Genomic DNA, 17,434 nt, shown 5'->3' on the forward strand with positions numbered 1-17,434 from the left:
GCGCGCAACCGGAGGAACCGGCCAGACCTTTTCGCGGAGTGGCTGGGTGGGTTACCTTCAAATCCGACACGCACACATCATCCTGGGGCAATCCCCGCCGGTTGATCCGCCCCCCTCATTTTACACCGGAATGCGGTACCACCCCCGTGTCGATCCCGATGCACCGGCACACCGGGATCGACGAGGAACGGGATCACACTTCGACGGAACCGGGAGGACGAACGATCCCCCCGATCGTCGTCGGTCAGATGATCGTGATGCCCGACACGGTCAGGTGCGCGGTGACCGTGCAGCCGCCAGGGCTGATCGTGGCCGTCGGAATATCGAAGTGCGACGGCGTTCCATTGGCCCAGGTCGCGCTGACATTGGCGGGACCGCACGATACCGGCGCGGTCACTTCGAGGCCATTGACGTTGACCGAAGTCGTCGACGTTGGAACGAGCGTGAACGGCGTGGTCAACCGCACTAGCGCACAAGCACCGAGCGGCCCGCCGACAAAGCTGGCGCTGGTGATCGTCGCCGTTCCGTCGCTATTGACGGTACCGCGAAAGGTCGCTGCACAATTGAGGGTCGGGAAACCAGGCGCGGTCAAGCTGGTCGCGCCCGTCGCCGTGACGGTAGCACCCGATGGGGAAAACGACTGCGCGAACGCCGGTCCGGCCAACGTCATTGCGGCGGCAGCGCAAAGTACTGCAAGCTTTTTCATGGTTCATCCTCTCTCGAATAGATGGTTTACACATCTTTTTTCGGGGAATTCCTCCCCATTTCGATTGACGCTCGTTGAGCTGCTGCCGGTCCCATGGACACCAAGTTAGGCTACATGAGCCTGCTTCTCGAAGTCCATGGGGCTGAGATAGCCCAAGGTCGAGTGCCTGCGCATGGGATTGTAGAAGCGTTCGATGTAATCGAACACGTCCTGCCTTGCCTGATTGCGCGTGCGGTAGGTTTGCGCGCGATCCGTTCGGTCTTCAGCGAGGAGAAGAAGCTCTCCATCGCCGCGTTGTCCCAGACGTTGCCGGACCGGCTCATCGAGCAGGTGACGCCATTGTCGGCCATCAGTCGCTGGAACTGCTCGCTGGTATATTGGCTGCCCTGGTCGGAGTGATGCAGCAGCGCATCGGGCTTGCCGCGCCGCCAGATCGCCATGACCAGCGCATCGGTGACGAGCTGCGCCGTCATCGTGTCGCTCATCGACCAGCCGACCACCCGCCGCGAGAACAGATCGATCACTGCGGCCGCGTACAGCCATCCTTCGGCGGTCCAGAGTGGAGTAGGAAGCGCATCAGCGCTTCCCCTCCCCGAACCGTACGTGCACCTTTCAGCGCATACGGCTCTCCATTCAGCCTTGGCCCATGGCCATGGCGACATCATGATAATGGGAGGTGACAGTGTTTCGGAGTTCGTCCCGGAAGATGTAGGGATTTCGCTCCGGGTTCCGCCACCGGAACTGCAACTTCTGGCTTGTGACCAGTCGCCGCAGCGCCTTACCCACGGCATTGCCCTGATTGCTTCGCCCGTACAGCAGCCAAGTTTTCGATTGGCCGATGCCCGGGGCGCGGTACCATTTGCGCATCAACGGTTTGATGCGAGAGCGGTACTTTTGCGCCAACCAGTGCGCCATTTTCCAGAATACGACGGTGTCGATGCGCCGGAATGTGCGCGCCGTGAAGTCGGTGAACTTGTAGAACGCAGCCCATCCCGCCAGTTGGCGGTTCAGGCTGTCGATCATGTCCACCGTGGCAACATCATGATTGCCGGAGAGCGCCTCGATCAAGCGGTGAGCGAAGGTCTTGGCTTTCTCCTTGGGTATCGTTGAGACCACGGACATGCGTCCGCTTGATCCCCGCCTGCGAATGATCCGGTGCCCGAGGAACACGAACCCGTCGTCAACGTGGGTGATATGGCTCTTGTCCATATTCAACGTCAGCTTCAGGCCGTCCTCCAGAAAGGTCCGGCATTCCTCGCGGATGGCCTCGGCATGTGCCTTGGTGCCCTTGACGATGACGACAAAATCATCGGCATATCGGCAGTAGGCGACAGCAGGTTTCCATTGCCGGTTCTCACGAACCGTAATGGGGCGCTCCTGCTGGATACCGAAGTTCCATGCCCAGCGGTCCTTCCGGGCCTTGTCGCTCAGATATTTCGCCTCCAGCCACGCATCAAACTCATGGAGCATGATGTTGGACAGGAGTGGCGACAGAACGCCGCCTTGCGGAACACCTTCGCTTGAGGCCACGAACAGGCCACGATCAATGTGGCCTGCCTTCAGGAACCGCCAGAGCAGATCAACAAACCGGTCGTCCCGGATACGCCGCCGGACGCAACGAAGCAGAAGCCGGTGGTGGACCGTGTCGAAGTAGCTCGCCAGATCACCTTCGATGATCCAGCGGCCCCGCGTCCCGGCACCAGTATCCTGCAACTGTATCTTCACGGTCCGAACAGCGTGATGCACGCTGCGCTCCGGCCTGAAGCCGTAGGAGAGGCGATGGAAATCGCTCTCCCAGATCGGCTCCATGGCCATCAGCATCGCGCGCTGGACGATGCGGTCTTTCAGGGTCGGGATACCCAATGGGCGTTTCTTGCCATTGGCTTTCGGGATATAAATTCGCCTGACCGGCTGCGGGCAGTAAGTCCCGTCCAGCAGGTCCGTACGCAGGCTGGCCAAATGTTGCGTAAGGCCTGTCCGCATCCGCTGCTTATCCATTCCGTCGATGCCCGGCGTATGGGCGCCGCTTGACGCCAATACGACCCGGGCGGCCTCGGCAAGCCACGCCTGATCGGCAATGAGCCGGAGAAGGCGATCAAACCGGCGGGTTGGATCGCTCTCGGCCCATGTCGCGAGCTTGTGCTGCATTTCGCTGATTATCAAAGGTCTTCACCTCATTTGGTCAGGTAGTTTGCACTTCAAGCAGATTGAACTGCCCCCCTTCGCCATGTGGCCGGATTTCCCGGTCGCGGACTACTACGAGGACTCCGTCAGCATGGTGGACATCAGGGTCAACTCCCTTGGCATTCCATCATGCCTTCCCTCGTTCATATGCTGGACTTTCACGCGCTGGGGAGGCTGCCGGTCGCAGTCCTTGTCCTTGCGTCCTGCAAGTCGATGCCGATGCCATGGCCTGGCTGCGTTCTCTCCATGACTCCATGCGGGCGAGCTACATGTACGACCGCACTCGGGTGCCGCCGACATACGTCTCCGGCGCCACCATCAACATTCCGCCTGTTAAGCCGTGTAGGCGAAGGCGACATTTTAGCCCTCGGATGCGGATTAACCGGTTCGTGTTCCTCAACCTTCCAGCGCTACAGCCTCGGGGACCATCTTGACGTAACGGCTTCGCCTCAATCCCCTTTACCTGCGGGCTACGTCACCCTGCCAGTTGACGGCAGGTCACCGCCGCTTGGGCTCATGCCCCCTCACAGCAGAGGGCAAGGCATTCGTTCGATTCCTCCTTTCTCCTTTGCATTCCAGACATATGCGCTCGAGGCGCACTGTAGGTGAAGTCGGCCACCCACTTCTGGTTCGGCGCGTCGGCGCTGAACTGCCGATCGAGCACGTTGCCCGCGATGACCGAGCGTTCGCCATGATCCTTGGGCAGACCGCGGCGCCTAGGCCGCGCCATCAGGCCGTGCATCCGCATCAGCCGTTCGACACGATGCAGGCCGCATGAAAGGCCTTCGGCCAAGAGATCGTGCCAGACGCGACGCGCGCCATAGGTTCGGTAGCTGGAGATGAAGCTGGCGCGGATCTTCCCTGCATACGCTTCGTCGCTCAGCGACCGGGCGCTTGGCGCGCGTACGAGCCAGGCGTGGAAACCACTGCGCGAGACATCGAGCGCCCCGCAAAGCCACGACACCGGCCAGATCCCTCGATGCTTTGCGATGAACCCGAACTTCATATCGAGTCCCTGGCAAAGTAGGCCGCGGCTTTTTTTAGGATGTCACGTTCGGCCTTCATCCGGGCCAACTCGCGGCGTAGCCGCTCAATCTCCTGCTGCTCGGGCTTCATCTGACCGTTGCCCGGAAACGCCGACTGGGGATCAGCTTCCGCTTCGCGGACCCATTTGCGCAGCACGTTCTCGTGCAGGTCCAGATCGCGCGCGGCCTGCGCTACCGCCACGCCGCGATCTCGGACCAACTTCACCGCCTCGAGCTTGAACTCTCGGCTGAACTTCCGTCGTTGCATCTACACCCTCCGGTTCCGAAAACACCTTATCTTGGTGTCCACGAAACCGGCAGCAGCTCAATGGAGCGTATCTTGCGATAGGCGATCAGTGCCGTCTCGCCGACCTCGGGATTAAGGACAACCTTGCCAACAAATGTGCCTATAGGTTCGTCAGTCTGGCCATCGAGTTGCTCAAGCTTGAACGTCCGGCCCGCCGCTCCCTCGCCAAGTCTTGAAACGACCCGAAACCGCTCATCATTCCATTCGATGATCGCTCCCTCGTCCCAATGAAGCGGTGATTTAGGGGGATTCGCTTGGCTTGGAACAACGGCTTCCGCTGTCAGAGCGTCGGCGATCTCGCGCGCGGGCGCTCGATGCGCGGGCGCGTCGCTAAGTCCCTGCTGCAGGATGACACAGGCGTCGTCGGCCTCGGCGGAGCCGTCTGTAAAGAGTTCCAGAAGCACCTTGCAAAGGCTGTACACGTCCGACCGTACATCGGCCGTGGCAAGGCCAGACCGTAGAACCTCGGGCGCAGCATATTGGTCAGCGCTGACATTCGCGCCAGCGCCAGCAATCGTCTCCGCTTTTGGCAATCTCGCCCACCGCCATCCGGCGAACAATGGCCGCCCGTCCGAACGGACGCGCACTGTTTCCGGCGTTAGAGAGCGGTGAACAAGCGTCTCTCCGTCCAGGGTGGGCTCGTGGAGATCTGAGAGTTCGCGCAAAGCTGCCGTAGCGAAGGCAAGCCGGCCAGCTATTGTCCAATCTAGATCCGTAGACGCCTCAGCGATGGACGTCGCAGCGCTATCAGCGGTCGAAAAGAAAAACAGCTCACCTGCATAGTCGGGCAAGGCTTGGAAGCTGTCGACCAGGCTTGGAAGTGCGGGCGATTTCTGAAACCGTCGGACAGTGTCGAATTCACGGCGTGCCAGATTCTCCGCGTTTGAGGCGCTGCTGGCTGATAAATCATACAGGTAGATTGTCACATGGTCGCCACCGCTGACATCCTGCGCGGAATAGACGCGCACGAACTGATCTTCAGCCGGTGACAGGCGTTGAAGCTGGGCATAGCGGCCGAGGCGCCTCAACTCACCGCGTGTGACGGAAAGCTCATAAGGCGCAAGTTCCTTCGCCAGCCGATGGGTATCAATGATCGCACGATTCGTAAGGATGTCCGCAAACGCCTCTTCGAGGTCCACCAGACCGTATAGCTTGACCCCTCGGACAGAGGGCAGTTGTCCATCGCGACGAGTCGTTTTTCGGCCCGGTGGTAAGCAACATGCCTGCTGCTACGTAGCTGAGTTCGGGATAGAGGCGTCGCAAGCGCGTAGCTACACGCTTGGCCTTGGTCGTGATGAGGTCGGCATGATGCTCGAACTCGCGCGCACGGCCCTTCAACCGCCCAATATCCCAATGCTTGACCTCGATCGCCGTCGCGCCGCCAGGACCAATCACGACCAGATCGATTTCGTCGGGCTGACCGTCGGGCTTTAGCGCATGGGCCAGGTTGGTCAGAACATAAACGGTGCCCTCGCCAACCGTTGCCCGAAAATGGGCCTCGACGGCGCGATAAGCGAGTTCCTCGCTCCGGTTTGCAAAAGGCCCGCAGGGCAGATGTTCAACGCGCAACTTCGTCCCTCGCTAATCCAAGTCCGGCGATGCGCGATTGATTGAAACGGTGCGCCGGCCTTGTCCTCACGAAGAAAAAGTTCACGCCGCCACCCCCATTAACATTGCGCCCAGTTGCCCCACGGTAACCATAGGCGATTGCCCTCCCGTTCGTCGATGACGAAGATGTATTGATATCACCTTTAGGCGTTCTTTGGTTACGTCCCGCGGGATAGATATCTCTCGCATTTCCACTGGCTTCTGGACGTTTTGCCTGGCCGGGAGAGCCTTGTAGATGCGAGCTAGTGATAGTGTCCGGTAGGCCCGCTCGCCACCAGCGGACCGTTCGGAACGGCCTCGCGGACCTCGCAGACCTAGTTCCCCTCCATGTGAACCAACGATCGCTTACAGCAATTGCCCGTCAAATCCTGACGGTGCGCAAGGTTCGACGTTGCCGACATTCGGCAAAACGATGGCGCGTTCGTTAGGTCGTTCGTTCGTGCGCTGATGGATGGCCCGTTGGAGCGACGGACGCGGGACTAAGTCGCTATTCCTGATGCTGCGGATGACAACGGTTCCGTCCCTTCGCTGAGGATAGCGAGATATCTGCGATAGCCGAACACCCGGCCTCGCTTCTTGCCCGTGATTTCATCGACCACGCCGAGGCGTTCAAGGTCTGCCAACGCCGCATTAACCGTCGGCGCCGAGAGCCCTGTTCGTTCGACGAGTTGGTTTGCGGTGAGAAACGGGTTCTGCTGGAAAAGATCATGAACCCGCAGGGCCGAGCCTGCGCGATCACTCTGGGCCGTGATGCGTTCGCGATCGTCCTTGAAAAGATCGACTATGCGGGTAGCGGCGTCGAAAGCCTGGTTGGCGGTGTCGGCGACACCGGCAAGAAAGAAGTCCAACCAGGCCTCCCATGCGCCATGCTCGCGCACCTCCTGAAGCAGCCGGTAATAGTCGGTCCGGTGGGTTTTCAGATACAGGCTGAGGTAGAGCAGCGGCTTGCGAAGGACGCCGTTGACGCAGAGGTACAGCGTCACCAGCAGACGGCCGATGCGGCCGTTGCCATCAAGGAACGGGTGGATCGTCTCGAATTGGACGTGGAGGAGACCTGCCTTGATCAGGGCGGGCAGGCGAGATTCACTCTCGTGCATGAAGCGTTCGAGAGCATCCAGGCAGCCATCGAGTTCCGTAATCGGCGGTGGCACAAACAGCGCGTTGGCTGGGCGCGTGCCGCCGATCCAATTCTGCGAACGGCGGAATTCGCCGGGGCTCTTGGTGCCGCCCCGGCCGCTTTGCAGCAAGCGTTCGTGCATCTCTCGGATGAGACGGAGCGACAGCGGCAGCTCTTCCAGCCGATCGAGCCCGTACATCATGGCGTCGACATAGTTCGAGACCTCGCGGATATCGTCGATCGGCTGGCCAGCCTGCGCCTCTGTTTCGAAGCGGAGCAGGTCCGACAAGGTCGATTGCGTGCCCTCGATCTGAGAGGACAGCACCGCTTCCTTTCGCACGTACATGTAGAGGAAGAGCTCCTGGCGCGGCAGCAGCATGGTGATACCGTCGAGGCGCCCCAAGGCGCGCTCGGCCAGACTGAGACGGTCGAGGAGGCCCAGCACGTCGATGGGTGGCGCTGGTGGAAGCGGTGGGGGCACGAAGGCTCGCACAACCTCGCCCGCAACGGGGGTCTCGACGAAGCGGCCCAGCCGCAGATTCGGTTCAGGATCGACCATGCGGACCCAATATGCGGAAAACCTCTTATTTAAGCAACTGGCACTTGGCTTAATTAGCAAACAAGCTAAGGTAAGCGGGCTTAAATAAGGGAGACGACGGGGCGATGCGCAGGCGTGTACGATATCTACGAGGCTGTGCTCGTGCGTGAGGCGGGACCATCGGCGTGTCCATGCACGCGGTCAAGGCTTGCCAAGCGCCTGGTCTCTCGCGAGAATCGTCGCCGTGCGCTCTGATGTTGATCATCTGCCTCGGTCCAGCAAGGCGAACTGGATCGGGTGAAGCAATTGCTGATGGGCGAGTTTGCCGAGGCGACGACGGCGCGCGCGACCCAGCCCTGGAAGAAAAACGGGAGCATCCTCAAAGTCGTCCTGTTCGGCAGCTATGCGAGGGACGATTGGGTTGATGAACCCGAAAATGGCTACCAGTCCGACTATGATCTGCTGGTCATCGTCAGCCATCCCGATCTCACTGATATCGCCGATTACTGGTACGTTGCCGAAGACAAGATCCTGCGCGACACCGCAATCGCGCGACCCGTGAATATCATCGTCCACACGCTGGAGGAGGTGAACCAAGCGCTAAGCCGGGGCGAATATTTCTGGGTTGATATCGCCCGCGACGGGATCGTTCTCTACGAATTGCCCGGGAGCGCACTTGCCACGCCGCAGCCACTGACGGCCGCCGATGCTTATGAGATGGCCTCCACCTACTTCCAAGACTGGCTCGCCAAGATCGACAGCGGGATCAAACTGGCAGCATTCGCACTTCAGGAGGGCGAATTGAAAGATGCGGCTTTCCTGCTCCATCAAGCGACCGAGCGGGCCTATATTTGCTTCCTGCTTGTTCGCACCCTGTATTTTCCGCGCTCGCACAACATCAAATTCCTGCGCTCGCTCGCTGAGGACAGCGAACCCCGCCTGATCGAGGCATGGCCGCGTGCGACCCGGGTCGACCGCCGCCGCTTTGAACTTCTGAAGCGCGCCTATGTCGAGGCGCGTTATTCGGCGAGCTATGAGATCGGCAATGACGACCTCTGCGCCCTCTCACAGTCGGTCCGCGACCTTCGCGACATCGTCGAGACCGTTTCGCGCGAACGCATCGAAACGCTCCGAACAGACGCAGGCCTCTAACCGCCGGACGACGCCTGCCGGATAGCTTCCGGTTCCACCTCTCGGCCAAAGCAGGCCGACGCGAGCCCATCAGCGCCCATCAGCGCCGTTCCGTTTTTCGAGCCTGTCACCGAGTCTGAGACCGCCCCAGCCGATCCTGTTCGGCGGGCGGGAGCTTCGACGTGACACCCACCAAATTGCTCATCGGCCAGATCCTTGTCGTCTTCGCGATCGTCATCGCGGGGGTGTGGGCGGCGACGCAATGGGCAGCGGCGATGCTGGCTTATCAGCCCGAACTCGGCCTGCCCTGGTTCCGGCTCGGTAGCGTGCCGGTCTATCATCCCTGGGCGCTGTTCGCTGGTGGTATCACTATGATGCCTATGCCCCGGTCGTCTTCGACAAGGCGGGCATGCTCGCCGGCGCCAGCGGCTTCGTGGGCTGTGCTGCGGCGATCTTCGGTTCGTTGTGGCGCGCCCGCCAGTCGAGCAACGTCACCACCTATGGTTCGGCGCGCTGGGCAAGCCCCCGCGAGATCGAGCGCGCCGGGCTGCACCGCGACGCGGGCGTCATGCTCGGCACGCTCGGTGGCCGCTATCTCCGCCACGACGGCCCCGAGCACATAATGGCGTTCGCGCCAACGCGATCGGGCAAGGGCGTGGGCCTCGTCGTCCCGACCTTGCTGTCCTGGACCGGTTCGACAGTCGTCCATGACATCAAGGGTGAGAACTGGACGCTGACCGCCGGCTGGCGCGCGCTGTTCTCGCACTGTCTGCTGTTCAATCCGACCGACGCCGCATCGGCGCATTACAATCCGCTGCTCGAAGTCCGGCGCGGTATCGACGAGGTGCGCGACGTCCAGAACATCGCCGACATCCTGGTCGATCCCGAAGGCGCGCTCGAACGCCGCAACCATTGGGAGAAGACCAGCCATTCGCTGTTGGTCGGCGCGATCCTTCACATCCTCTATGCCGAGGAGGAGAAGACGCTCGCGCGCGTCGCGACCTTCCTCTCCGATCCGCAGCGCAGCTTCGTCGCCACGCTGCGCCGGATGATGACCACCAATCATGTCGGCGACCACAAGAAACCCAGGGTCCATCCCGTCGTCGCCTCCGCCGCGCGCGAACTGCTCAACAAGAGTGAGAACGAGCGCTCCGGCGTGCTGTCGACCGCGATGTCCTTTCTCGGCCTCTATCGCGATCCGACCGTCGCCGAGGTCACGTCGCGCTGCGACTGGCGGATCGCCGACCTGATCGAGGCCGAACGGCCGCTGTCGCTCTATCTCGTCATTCCGCCATCGGACATCAGCCGCACCAAGCCGCTGATCCGCCTCGTGCTCAACCAGATCGGCCGCCGCCTGACCGAGCGGCTCGACCAGCCCGGAACGTCCACGCGCCGGCACCAGCTCCTGATGATGCTCGACGAGTTCCCGGCGCTGGGCCGCCTCGATTTCTTCGAGACCAGCCTCGCCTTCATGGCCGGCTACGGCATTCGTGCCTTCCTGATCGCCCAGAGTCTCAACCAGATCGAGAAGGCTTACGGCGACCACAATGCCATTCTCGACAATTGTCATGTGCGCGTCGCCTTCGCGACCAACGACGAGCGCACCGCCAAACGCATTTCCGACGCGCTCGGTACGGCGACCGAGCAGCGTGCCATGCGCAACTATGCCGGCCACCGGCTCGCCCCCTGGCTCGCCCACGTCATGGTCAGCCGCCAGGAAACCGCTCGCCAGCTCCTGACGCCGGGCGAGGTGATGCAGCTTTCTCCCGACGAAGAACTTGTGCTCGTGTCCGGGCTTGCGCCAATCCGGGCGCGCAAGCTGCGCTATTTCCGCGACCGCAACTTCGCCGCACGCGTGGCTGCCGCACCCAAACTGGCATCTGGCCAATATGCCGATCGGCCGAAGTCGCGCGGCGACGACTGGTCCAACCAGGTGTGCGGCACCGATGACCGACTGCACCAGGCGGAGGACGCCGCAGGCAGCGAGGACGATGGTGGCATGCAGCAGCAGCGCCATCCAGGCCTTCCCGAACAGGTCTCCAGAGCAACCGACGCCGCCGAAACGCGCGATCCCCAGATCGTGCCCGACGACGACGATGTCGCCGCCGACAAGCGCGCCATGGACCAGGCGCAAGGGCAGAACGCCGTCGTCCGGGGTCATGCCATCAACGAGGGCGCGAAGCGCGACCTCATTCCGGACTTCTGAGGCCGCGATGAAGATCCGCCAGAACCTCTATATCGACCGCGAACTCAGCGACGCGCTGGAAGCGCTCGCGGCCGGTCCGCGCGGCAACAAGAGCCACCTCGTCAACGATGCGCTGAAGGATTGGCTGGCGCGCCGTGGCACCAAGGAAGTCGACGACCTCCTCAAGGTTCGCCTCGACCGTCTGACACGCGAACTCGCCGGCGCGCGGCGCGACATCGATGTGCTGCTAGAAAGCCTGTCGTTGTTCGTCCGCTACCAGCTGATGGTGACGGCGCCGTTGCCCGAAGCTGATGCAGCAGCCCGTGCCATCGGCCGCGACCGGTTCGAGGCGTTCGTCTCGCAGGTCGGCCGCCACATTGCCGGTGGAAAGCGCACGCTGGTGCCCGCCGAACCCGCTGGAGGCGCATCATGATGTCCGCCCAGACGACAAGCGTCTCGGCGGAACGCCGCCGTGCCATGCTGCGCACCGCGATGGGGCCGGCGATTGCCGCCGCGCTCGCCGACCCGCGGGTGATCGAGATCATGGTCAATCCCGACGGCGCGCTGCGCGTCGATATCCTCGGCGAAGGCCGCGTCGATACCGACGTGAAGCTCGATGCGCCCCAGATCGAGCGGATCATCCGGCTGGTGGCATCCCATGTCCGATCCGAAGTCCATGGCGACAAGCCCATCGTGTCGGCTGAGCTGCCGCCGCTTGGTTCTGGTGCGGGCGAGCGGTTCGAGGGAATCCTGCCGCCCGTATCCACCGCCCCGTGCTTTTCGATCCGCAAGCCGGCGGCGCGCATCTACACGCTGATGGACTATGTGACCGACGGCATCATGTCGGCGGAAGCGGCGCGCCTCCTCTCGCTCGCCGTCGTCGATCGCCGCAACATCCTCGTCGCCGGCGGGACCAGTTCGGGCAAGACGACACTCGCCAACGCGCTGCTCGCCGAGATGGCCCATCTCGACGAACGGGTGATCCTGATCGAGGATACCCGCGAGCTGCAATCGCCGGCACGCGACACGGTCGCGCTCAGGACCCGGGCCGGCGCCGTCACCATGGGCGATCTCGTGCGCTCGACGCTGCGCCTTCGGCCCGATCGCATCATCGTCGGCGAGGTGCGGGGTGCCGAAGCGCTCGACATGCTCAAGGCTTGGAACACCGGCCATCCCGGCGGGATCGCGACCGTCCACGCCAACAGCGCGACGTCCGCGCTCTACCGGGTCGAGCAACTCATCCAGGAAGCCGTGGTCACCGTACCGCGCCGCCTGATCGCCGAGGCCATCGACATGATCGTGTTCATCGCAGGGCGCGGCACCGCGCGGCGCATCGAGACGATCGTCCGCGTCGCCGGGCTCGACCCGCAGGCCGACTACGTCGTCGTGGATCTCACCCCAACCCTGACCCCTGACCATGAAGGAGACTGACATGACCACCGTTCGTATTCCCAACCGCGACCGCTTCTTCGTCACCGGCCTGATCCTCGGCCTTTCGATCACCATGACCAGCCGCGCATATGCGAGCGGTGCGGGCATGCCGTGGGAACAACCGCTCCAGCAGGTGCTGGAGTCGGTCCAGGGACCGGTCGCCAAGATCGTCGCGGTGCTGATCATCATTTCCACTGGGCTCGCGCTCGCGTTCGGCGAGACCGCCGGCGGCTTCCGCAAGCTCATCCAGATCATCTTCGGCCTGTCGATCGCGTTCGCCGCCTCGAGCTTCTTCCTGTCCTTCTTCAGCTTCGGCGGCGGGGCGCTCGTCGCGTGAGCCACATCGAGGGATTCGAGGCGCCGATCCACGCCAGCCTGGGGCAAGCCATCCTGCTGGGTGGTGCGCCGCGCGGTATCGCGATCGTCAACGGCACGATCGCGGCCGCGGTCGGTCTGGGTCTCCAGCAGTGGCTGGTCGGGATCGCGATCTGGGCCATCGGACACAGCATCGCGGTCTTCGCCGCCCGCCGCGACCCGGACTTCGTGCCCGTGCTGCTCCGCCATCTGCGCCAGAAAGGATATCTGGCATGCTGAACCTCGCGGAATACCGGTCGCGTGCCGATCGGCTTGCCGATCATCTGCCCTGGGCAGCGCTGGTCGCACCCGGCGTCGTCCTTAACAAGGACGGCAGTTTCCAGCGCAGCTTCGCCTTTCGCGGTCCCGATCTCGAAAGCGCGACCGAGGCGGAGCTGGTCTCGGCCTGTGCGCGCGCCAACAATGTGCTCAAGCGACTCGGCTCGGGCTGGGCCTTGTTCTTCGAGGCCGAGCGGCGCGATGCGCTCGGCTATCCCGAGAGCGTCTTTCCCGATGCGGCATCCTGGCTGGTCGAGCAGGAGCGGCGTGCCGGGTTCGAAGCCGAGGGCCAGCATTTCGAGAGCCGCTTCCACGGCACACTCGTCTGGTTGCCGCCCGCCGACAGCAGCGATGCCGCGGGACGGACACTGGTCGAGCGGCCCGACGACGCGAAAGGGCGGGACTGGCACGCCAGCCTCGTCGGCTTCATCGCCGAGACCGACCGCGTGCTTGATCTCCTGTCGGGCTTCATGCCCGAGGTGCGGGCGTTGGGCGACGCGGAGACGCTGACCTATCTCCACGGCACCGTTTCCAGCCGTCGTCACCCGGTCGCCGTGCCGGAAACGCCAATCTATCTTGATGCGCTGCTCGCCGACACGCCGCTGGTCGGCGGGTTGGAGCCGACGCTCGGCGCAAACCATCTGCGCACGCTGACGGTGCTGGGATTCCCGAACCTCAGCCGGCCCGGCATCCTCGACGCGCTCAACCACCAGGATTTTGGCTACCGCTGGGTCACGCGTTTCATCGCGCTCGACAAGACCGACGCGACCAAGGCGCTGACGAAGATCCGGCGGCAATGGTTCAACAAGCGCAAGTCGATCACCGCGCTGCTGCGCGAGGTGATGTACAACCAGCCGGTCCAGCTTCTCGATAGCGACGCCGACAACAAGGTGGTCGACGCCGATCTCGCGCTGCAGGCGCTCGGCGGCGATCATGTCGCATTCGGCTATCTGACGACGACGATCACCGTCGCCGATACCGATCGTGCCCGCGCCGAAGACAAGGTTCGCGCGGTCGAGCGGATCGTCAACGGCCTTGGCTTCACAGCCAAGCGCGAAGGCGTCAACGCGGTCGAAGCGTGGCTTTCGTCGCTGCCCGGCCAGGCCTATGCCAATGTGCGGCAGCCGCTGATCCATACCCTCAACCTCGCCCATCTCATGCCGCTCTCGTCGGTCTGGGCCGGACCAACGGAAAACCGGCATCTCGGCGGACCGCCGCTGCTCTACGCCCAGACCAGCGGATCGACCCCGTTTCGCCTTTCGACCCATGTCGGCGATGTCGGCCACATGCTCGTCGTCGGGCCGACTGGTGCTGGCAAGTCGGTGCTGCTGGCGCTCATCGCGCTGCAGTTCCGGCGCTACGGCGGCTCCCAACTCTATATCTTCGACAAGGGCTATTCGGCGCGCGCGGCGGTGCTGGCGATGGGCGGCGCCCATCATGCACTGGGCCTCGGCGCGGACAGCAGCGAAACGCTGGCGTTCCAGCCGCTGCGCCGGATCGACGATCAAAGCGAGCGGAGCTGGGCGGCGGAATGGATCGCGGCGCTGCTGGCGCACGAGAAGGTCATCGTTACCCCCGAGGTGAAGGACGCCGTCTGGTCGGCGCTGGGCAGTCTCGCATCGGCGCCCCCGGAGGAGCGCACGCTGACCGGGCTCGCAATGCTGCTCCAATCGAATGCGCTGCGCACCGCGCTCACCGCCTATACGCTCGACGGCCCCTATGGGCGGCTGCTCGACGCGGCGGAACAGCATCTCGCGCTCGCCGACGTCCAGTGCTTCGAGACCGAGTCTCTGATGGGACAGGCCGGCGTGGTCGCCCCGGTGCTGACCTATCTGTTCCACCGCCTTGAGGAGCGCTTCGACGGCCGGCCGACGCTGCTGATCCTCGACGAGGCCTGGATCTTCCTCGATCACCCGCTCTTCGCCGCTCGCATCCGCGAATGGCTGAAGACGCTGCGCAAGAAGAATGTCGCGGTGCTGTTCGCGACGCAGAGTCTGGCCGACATCGCCGACAGCAGCATCGCGCCCGCCATCATCGAAAGCTGCCCGCAGCGCATATTGCTGCCCAACGACCGCGCGATCGAACCGCAGTCGCGCGCCGCCTATGAGAGGTTCGGCCTCAACGAGCGACAGATCGAGCTGGTCAGTCGGGCTACCCCCAAGCGGCATTATTATCTGCAATCCGCACGCGGCAACCGGCTGTTCGAACTGGGCCTTGGCCCGATTGCGCTGGCCCTCTGCGGTGCCTCCGATCCCGCGACCCAGGCCCGCATCGATGGGTTGCTGGCTGAGCACGGCCCCGAGGATTTCGCGGCGCGCTTCCTTGAGGGAGCCGGCCTCGACTGGGCCGCCGGCCTCCTCGCCGACTTTCCCGTCCCCCCAAGCCAAGGAGTAAAATGAGATGCGTACCCCCACCCGCAAACATCTGATCGCGTCCGCGCTCGGGTTCGGCGCCATCGGTTCGCTCGCCTGCGCGCTGATCATGCCGAGCGCGCCTGCCCATGCGCAGTTCACCGTGTTCGACCCCAGCAACTATAGCCAGAACCTGCTCACCGCCGCGCGAACCCTCCAGCAGATCAACAATCAGATCCAGTCGCTCCAGAACGAAGCGCAGATGCTGACCAATCAGGCGAAGAACCTGACTCGCATCGATTTCCCCCAGCTCCAGCAGCTCACCCAGAACCTGCAAGCGATCGACCGACTGATGGCGCAGGCTCAGGGGATCGATTTCCGGATCGACGGCCTCGACCAGCAGTTCAGCCGCCTGTTTCCGACCGACTTCAACCAGGCGCTGACCACCAACCAGCGTGTGATCGACGCGAAGGCGCGGCTCGATGCTGCAATGGCCGGGTACCGGCAGACGATGGGCGTCCAGTCCCAGGTCGTCGCGAACGTGCAGGCCGACGCAAATGCAATGAACGGCATCGTTGCGCAGAGCCAGGGGGCACAAGGCTCGCTCCAGGCGCAACAGGCGACCAACCAGCTGCTCGCGCTGACCGCCAAGCAGCAGTTCCAGATTCAGAACCTGATGGCTGCCCAATACCGCGCCGAAGCCACGGAAGCGGCGCGCCGTGCCCAGGCTGAGGCCGAGGGGCGTGCTGCCACCGCGAAGTTCCTCGGTACCGGCTCCGCCTACACGCCCCAGTAGTCGGACGCGGCCCGGCGGCGGCGGTATCGCCTCCCGTCGCCGTCGCCGCGGGGCGCGTGACGCTCCCCTACGCGCCCCGCGGCACCCCCTCTTGATGGAAGAGTGAAGTGAACGATCTCAGCGTCATCGACCGGTTCATGCAGGCCTTCATCCGCTACATCGATAGCGGATTCGGGCTGCTGGGCGGCGACGTCCACTTCCTGACCGTCACGCTGATCGGCATCGACATCACGCTGGCCGGCCTGTTCTGGGCAATGGGCGGCGAAGACAATGTCATCGGTCGCTTCATCAAGAAGATCCTCTACATCGGCGCGTTCGCGTTCATCCTGAACAGCTTCTCGACACTTGCCGACATCATCTTCAAATCGTTCGCGCAGGCTGGGCTCACCGCCGGGGGCGGAACCCTGTCGGCGGACGATCTGCTCAAGCCCGGCCGCGTCGCCTCGACTGGCTTCTCCGCCGCGTGGCCACTGCTCCAGCAGGCGTCGAGCATGATGGGGTTCGTCAGCTTCTTCGAGAATTTCCTGACGATCGCGGTGCTGCTGTTCGCCTGGGTGATCGTCATCCTCGCCTTCTTCATCCTCGCCGTGCAGATGTTCGTGACGATCATCGAGTTCAAATTGACCTCGCTGGCCGGCTTCATCCTCGTGCCCTTCGCGCTCTGGAATCGCACCAGCTTTCTCGCCGAGCGCGTGCTCGGCAACGTCGTCTCGTCTGGAATCAAGGTCATGGTGCTCGGCGTGATCGTCGGCATCGGCTCCAATTTCTTCGCCGAGTTCACGACCTCGATGCAGGGCCAGGAACCCGATCTCGGCGCCGCGATGAGCCTGACGCTCGGCGCGCTCGCGCTGTTCGGGCTCGGCATCTTCGGCCCCGGTATCGCCTCGGGCCTCGTCGCCGGTGCCCCGCAATTGGGGGCAGGCGCCGCGCTCGGTACAGCCGTCGGCGCGGCGGGCGTCACCATGCTTGCCGGCGGCGCTACTATCGGCGCGGCTCGTGCGGTCGGCGGTGCTGCGCTCGGTGCGATCCGGGCCGGCACGACCATGGGTTCGGCGGCTTCGGCTTCCTACCAGCTCAGCCAGACTGCGGCCGGATCGTCAAGCGTCGGCGCCGGGATTGGCGGCATGGCGCAGGCGGCCGGCAACGCGGTCCGCCAGAAAGTATCGGCGGCGCTGGGATTGTCAGAAGCCGCCGAGCGCGGCCGCGACGCCGCGTGGTCCGCTCTCAATGGCGCCGCCGGTTCTAAAGGATCAGCTCCCGATGCCGGCAGCGATGGTGCGCCGTCCTGGGCACGCTCGCTGCGGGCGCAGCAGACCGCTCGCCACCACCGTCAAGTCGCGTTGCACACTCTCCAGCAGGGCGATCGCGGCGGCGCATCCGCCACCCCCGACATCAAGGAAAGGGAAGATTGAGCCATGATCT

General features: G+C 63.5%; 13 protein-coding genes and 3 pseudogenes. 9 read left to right on the plus strand and 7 right to left on the minus strand.

What is annotated here, in order from left to right; genetic code table 11:
* Window positions 1-244 precede the first annotated feature (244 nt).
* The 7 genes and pseudogenes from NW75_RS07370 to NW75_RS07400 all read right to left on the minus strand — a co-directional run bounded on the left by NW75_RS07370 (window position 245) and on the right by NW75_RS07400 (window position 7,506).
* Window positions 245-706, minus strand: a complete 462-nt coding sequence (locus tag NW75_RS07370) for a hypothetical protein (RefSeq protein WP_126845143.1) — start codon at window positions 704-706, stop codon at window positions 245-247.
* A gap of 105 nt (window positions 707-811) precedes the next feature.
* Window positions 812-1,272 (minus strand): annotated as a pseudogene (locus NW75_RS23580) (IS3 family transposase); the annotation flags it as partial.
* A 67-nt stretch (window positions 1,273-1,339) separates the two neighbouring features.
* Window positions 1,340-2,869, minus strand: a complete 1,530-nt coding sequence (gene ltrA, locus NW75_RS07380) for a group II intron reverse transcriptase/maturase (protein ID WP_171010570.1) — start codon at window positions 2,867-2,869, stop codon at window positions 1,340-1,342.
* A gap of 622 nt (window positions 2,870-3,491) precedes the next feature.
* Window positions 3,492-4,183: pseudogene (locus NW75_RS23585) on the minus strand (IS3 family transposase); the annotation flags it as partial.
* A gap of 26 nt (window positions 4,184-4,209) precedes the next feature.
* Window positions 4,210-5,361, minus strand: coding sequence for a hypothetical protein (locus NW75_RS07395; protein WP_052192286.1), 1,152 nt, complete (start codon window positions 5,359-5,361; stop codon window positions 4,210-4,212).
* Entirely contained in the window at window positions 5,309-5,791 is a 483-nt protein-coding gene (locus NW75_RS28160) for a nuclease-related domain-containing protein (RefSeq protein WP_081988669.1), read from the minus strand. The genes NW75_RS07395 and NW75_RS28160 overlap by 53 nt, the downstream gene beginning before the upstream one ends.
* 518 nt (window positions 5,792-6,309) lie before the next feature.
* The gene (locus NW75_RS07400) at window positions 6,310-7,506 is read right to left on the minus strand and encodes a Fic family protein (protein ID WP_033964513.1); all 1,197 of its coding nucleotides are present in this window, start codon (window positions 7,504-7,506) and stop codon (window positions 6,310-6,312) included.
* A gap of 276 nt (window positions 7,507-7,782) precedes the next feature.
* On the opposite strand from NW75_RS07400, the gene NW75_RS07405 reads away from it, so the two are divergent.
* From NW75_RS07405 to trbL, 9 genes and pseudogenes are all read left to right on the plus strand, one after another.
* A complete protein-coding gene (locus tag NW75_RS07405; protein ID WP_231565034.1) occupies window positions 7,783-8,637 on the plus strand; it encodes a HEPN domain-containing protein in 855 nt (284 codons plus the stop codon).
* Window positions 8,638-8,798: 161 nt separating this feature from the next.
* Window positions 8,799-10,822 (plus strand): annotated as a pseudogene (locus tag NW75_RS07410) (conjugal transfer protein TraG).
* 7 nt (window positions 10,823-10,829) lie between these two features.
* Window positions 10,830-11,234, plus strand: coding sequence for a hypothetical protein (locus NW75_RS07415; RefSeq protein ID WP_033964514.1), 405 nt, complete (start codon window positions 10,830-10,832; stop codon window positions 11,232-11,234).
* Window positions 11,234-12,232 (plus strand): P-type conjugative transfer ATPase TrbB, encoded by a 999-nt coding sequence (gene trbB / locus NW75_RS07420; RefSeq protein ID WP_033964515.1) that lies wholly within the window; start codon window positions 11,234-11,236, stop codon window positions 12,230-12,232. Before NW75_RS07415 ends, trbB begins: the two co-directional genes overlap by 1 nt.
* 1 nt (window position 12,233) lies before the next feature.
* On the plus strand, window positions 12,234-12,569 hold the full coding sequence (locus tag NW75_RS07425) for a TrbC/VirB2 family protein (protein ID WP_033964565.1): 336 nt from the start codon (window positions 12,234-12,236) through the stop codon (window positions 12,567-12,569).
* Complete coding sequence (locus tag NW75_RS07430) at window positions 12,566-12,826, plus strand: VirB3 family type IV secretion system protein (protein WP_033964516.1); 261 nt, start codon at window positions 12,566-12,568, stop codon at window positions 12,824-12,826. The genes NW75_RS07425 and NW75_RS07430 overlap by 4 nt, the downstream gene beginning before the upstream one ends.
* Entirely contained in the window at window positions 12,820-15,264 is a 2,445-nt protein-coding gene (trbE, locus tag NW75_RS07435; protein ID WP_033964517.1) for a conjugal transfer protein TrbE, read from the plus strand. Before NW75_RS07430 ends, trbE begins: the two co-directional genes overlap by 7 nt.
* Window position 15,265: 1 nt before the next feature.
* Entirely contained in the window at window positions 15,266-16,012 is a 747-nt protein-coding gene (gene trbJ, locus NW75_RS07440) for a P-type conjugative transfer protein TrbJ (protein WP_033964519.1), read from the plus strand.
* 107 nt (window positions 16,013-16,119) lie between these two features.
* Entirely contained in the window at window positions 16,120-17,424 is a 1,305-nt protein-coding gene (trbL, locus tag NW75_RS07445) for a P-type conjugative transfer protein TrbL (RefSeq protein ID WP_033964521.1), read from the plus strand.
* Window positions 17,425-17,434 lie beyond the last annotated feature (10 nt).

Origin of the sequence: Sphingomonas sp. Ant H11, from assembly GCF_000797515.1 — a bacterium.
In the GTDB taxonomy this organism is placed as follows: domain Bacteria; phylum Pseudomonadota; class Alphaproteobacteria; order Sphingomonadales; family Sphingomonadaceae; genus Sphingomonas.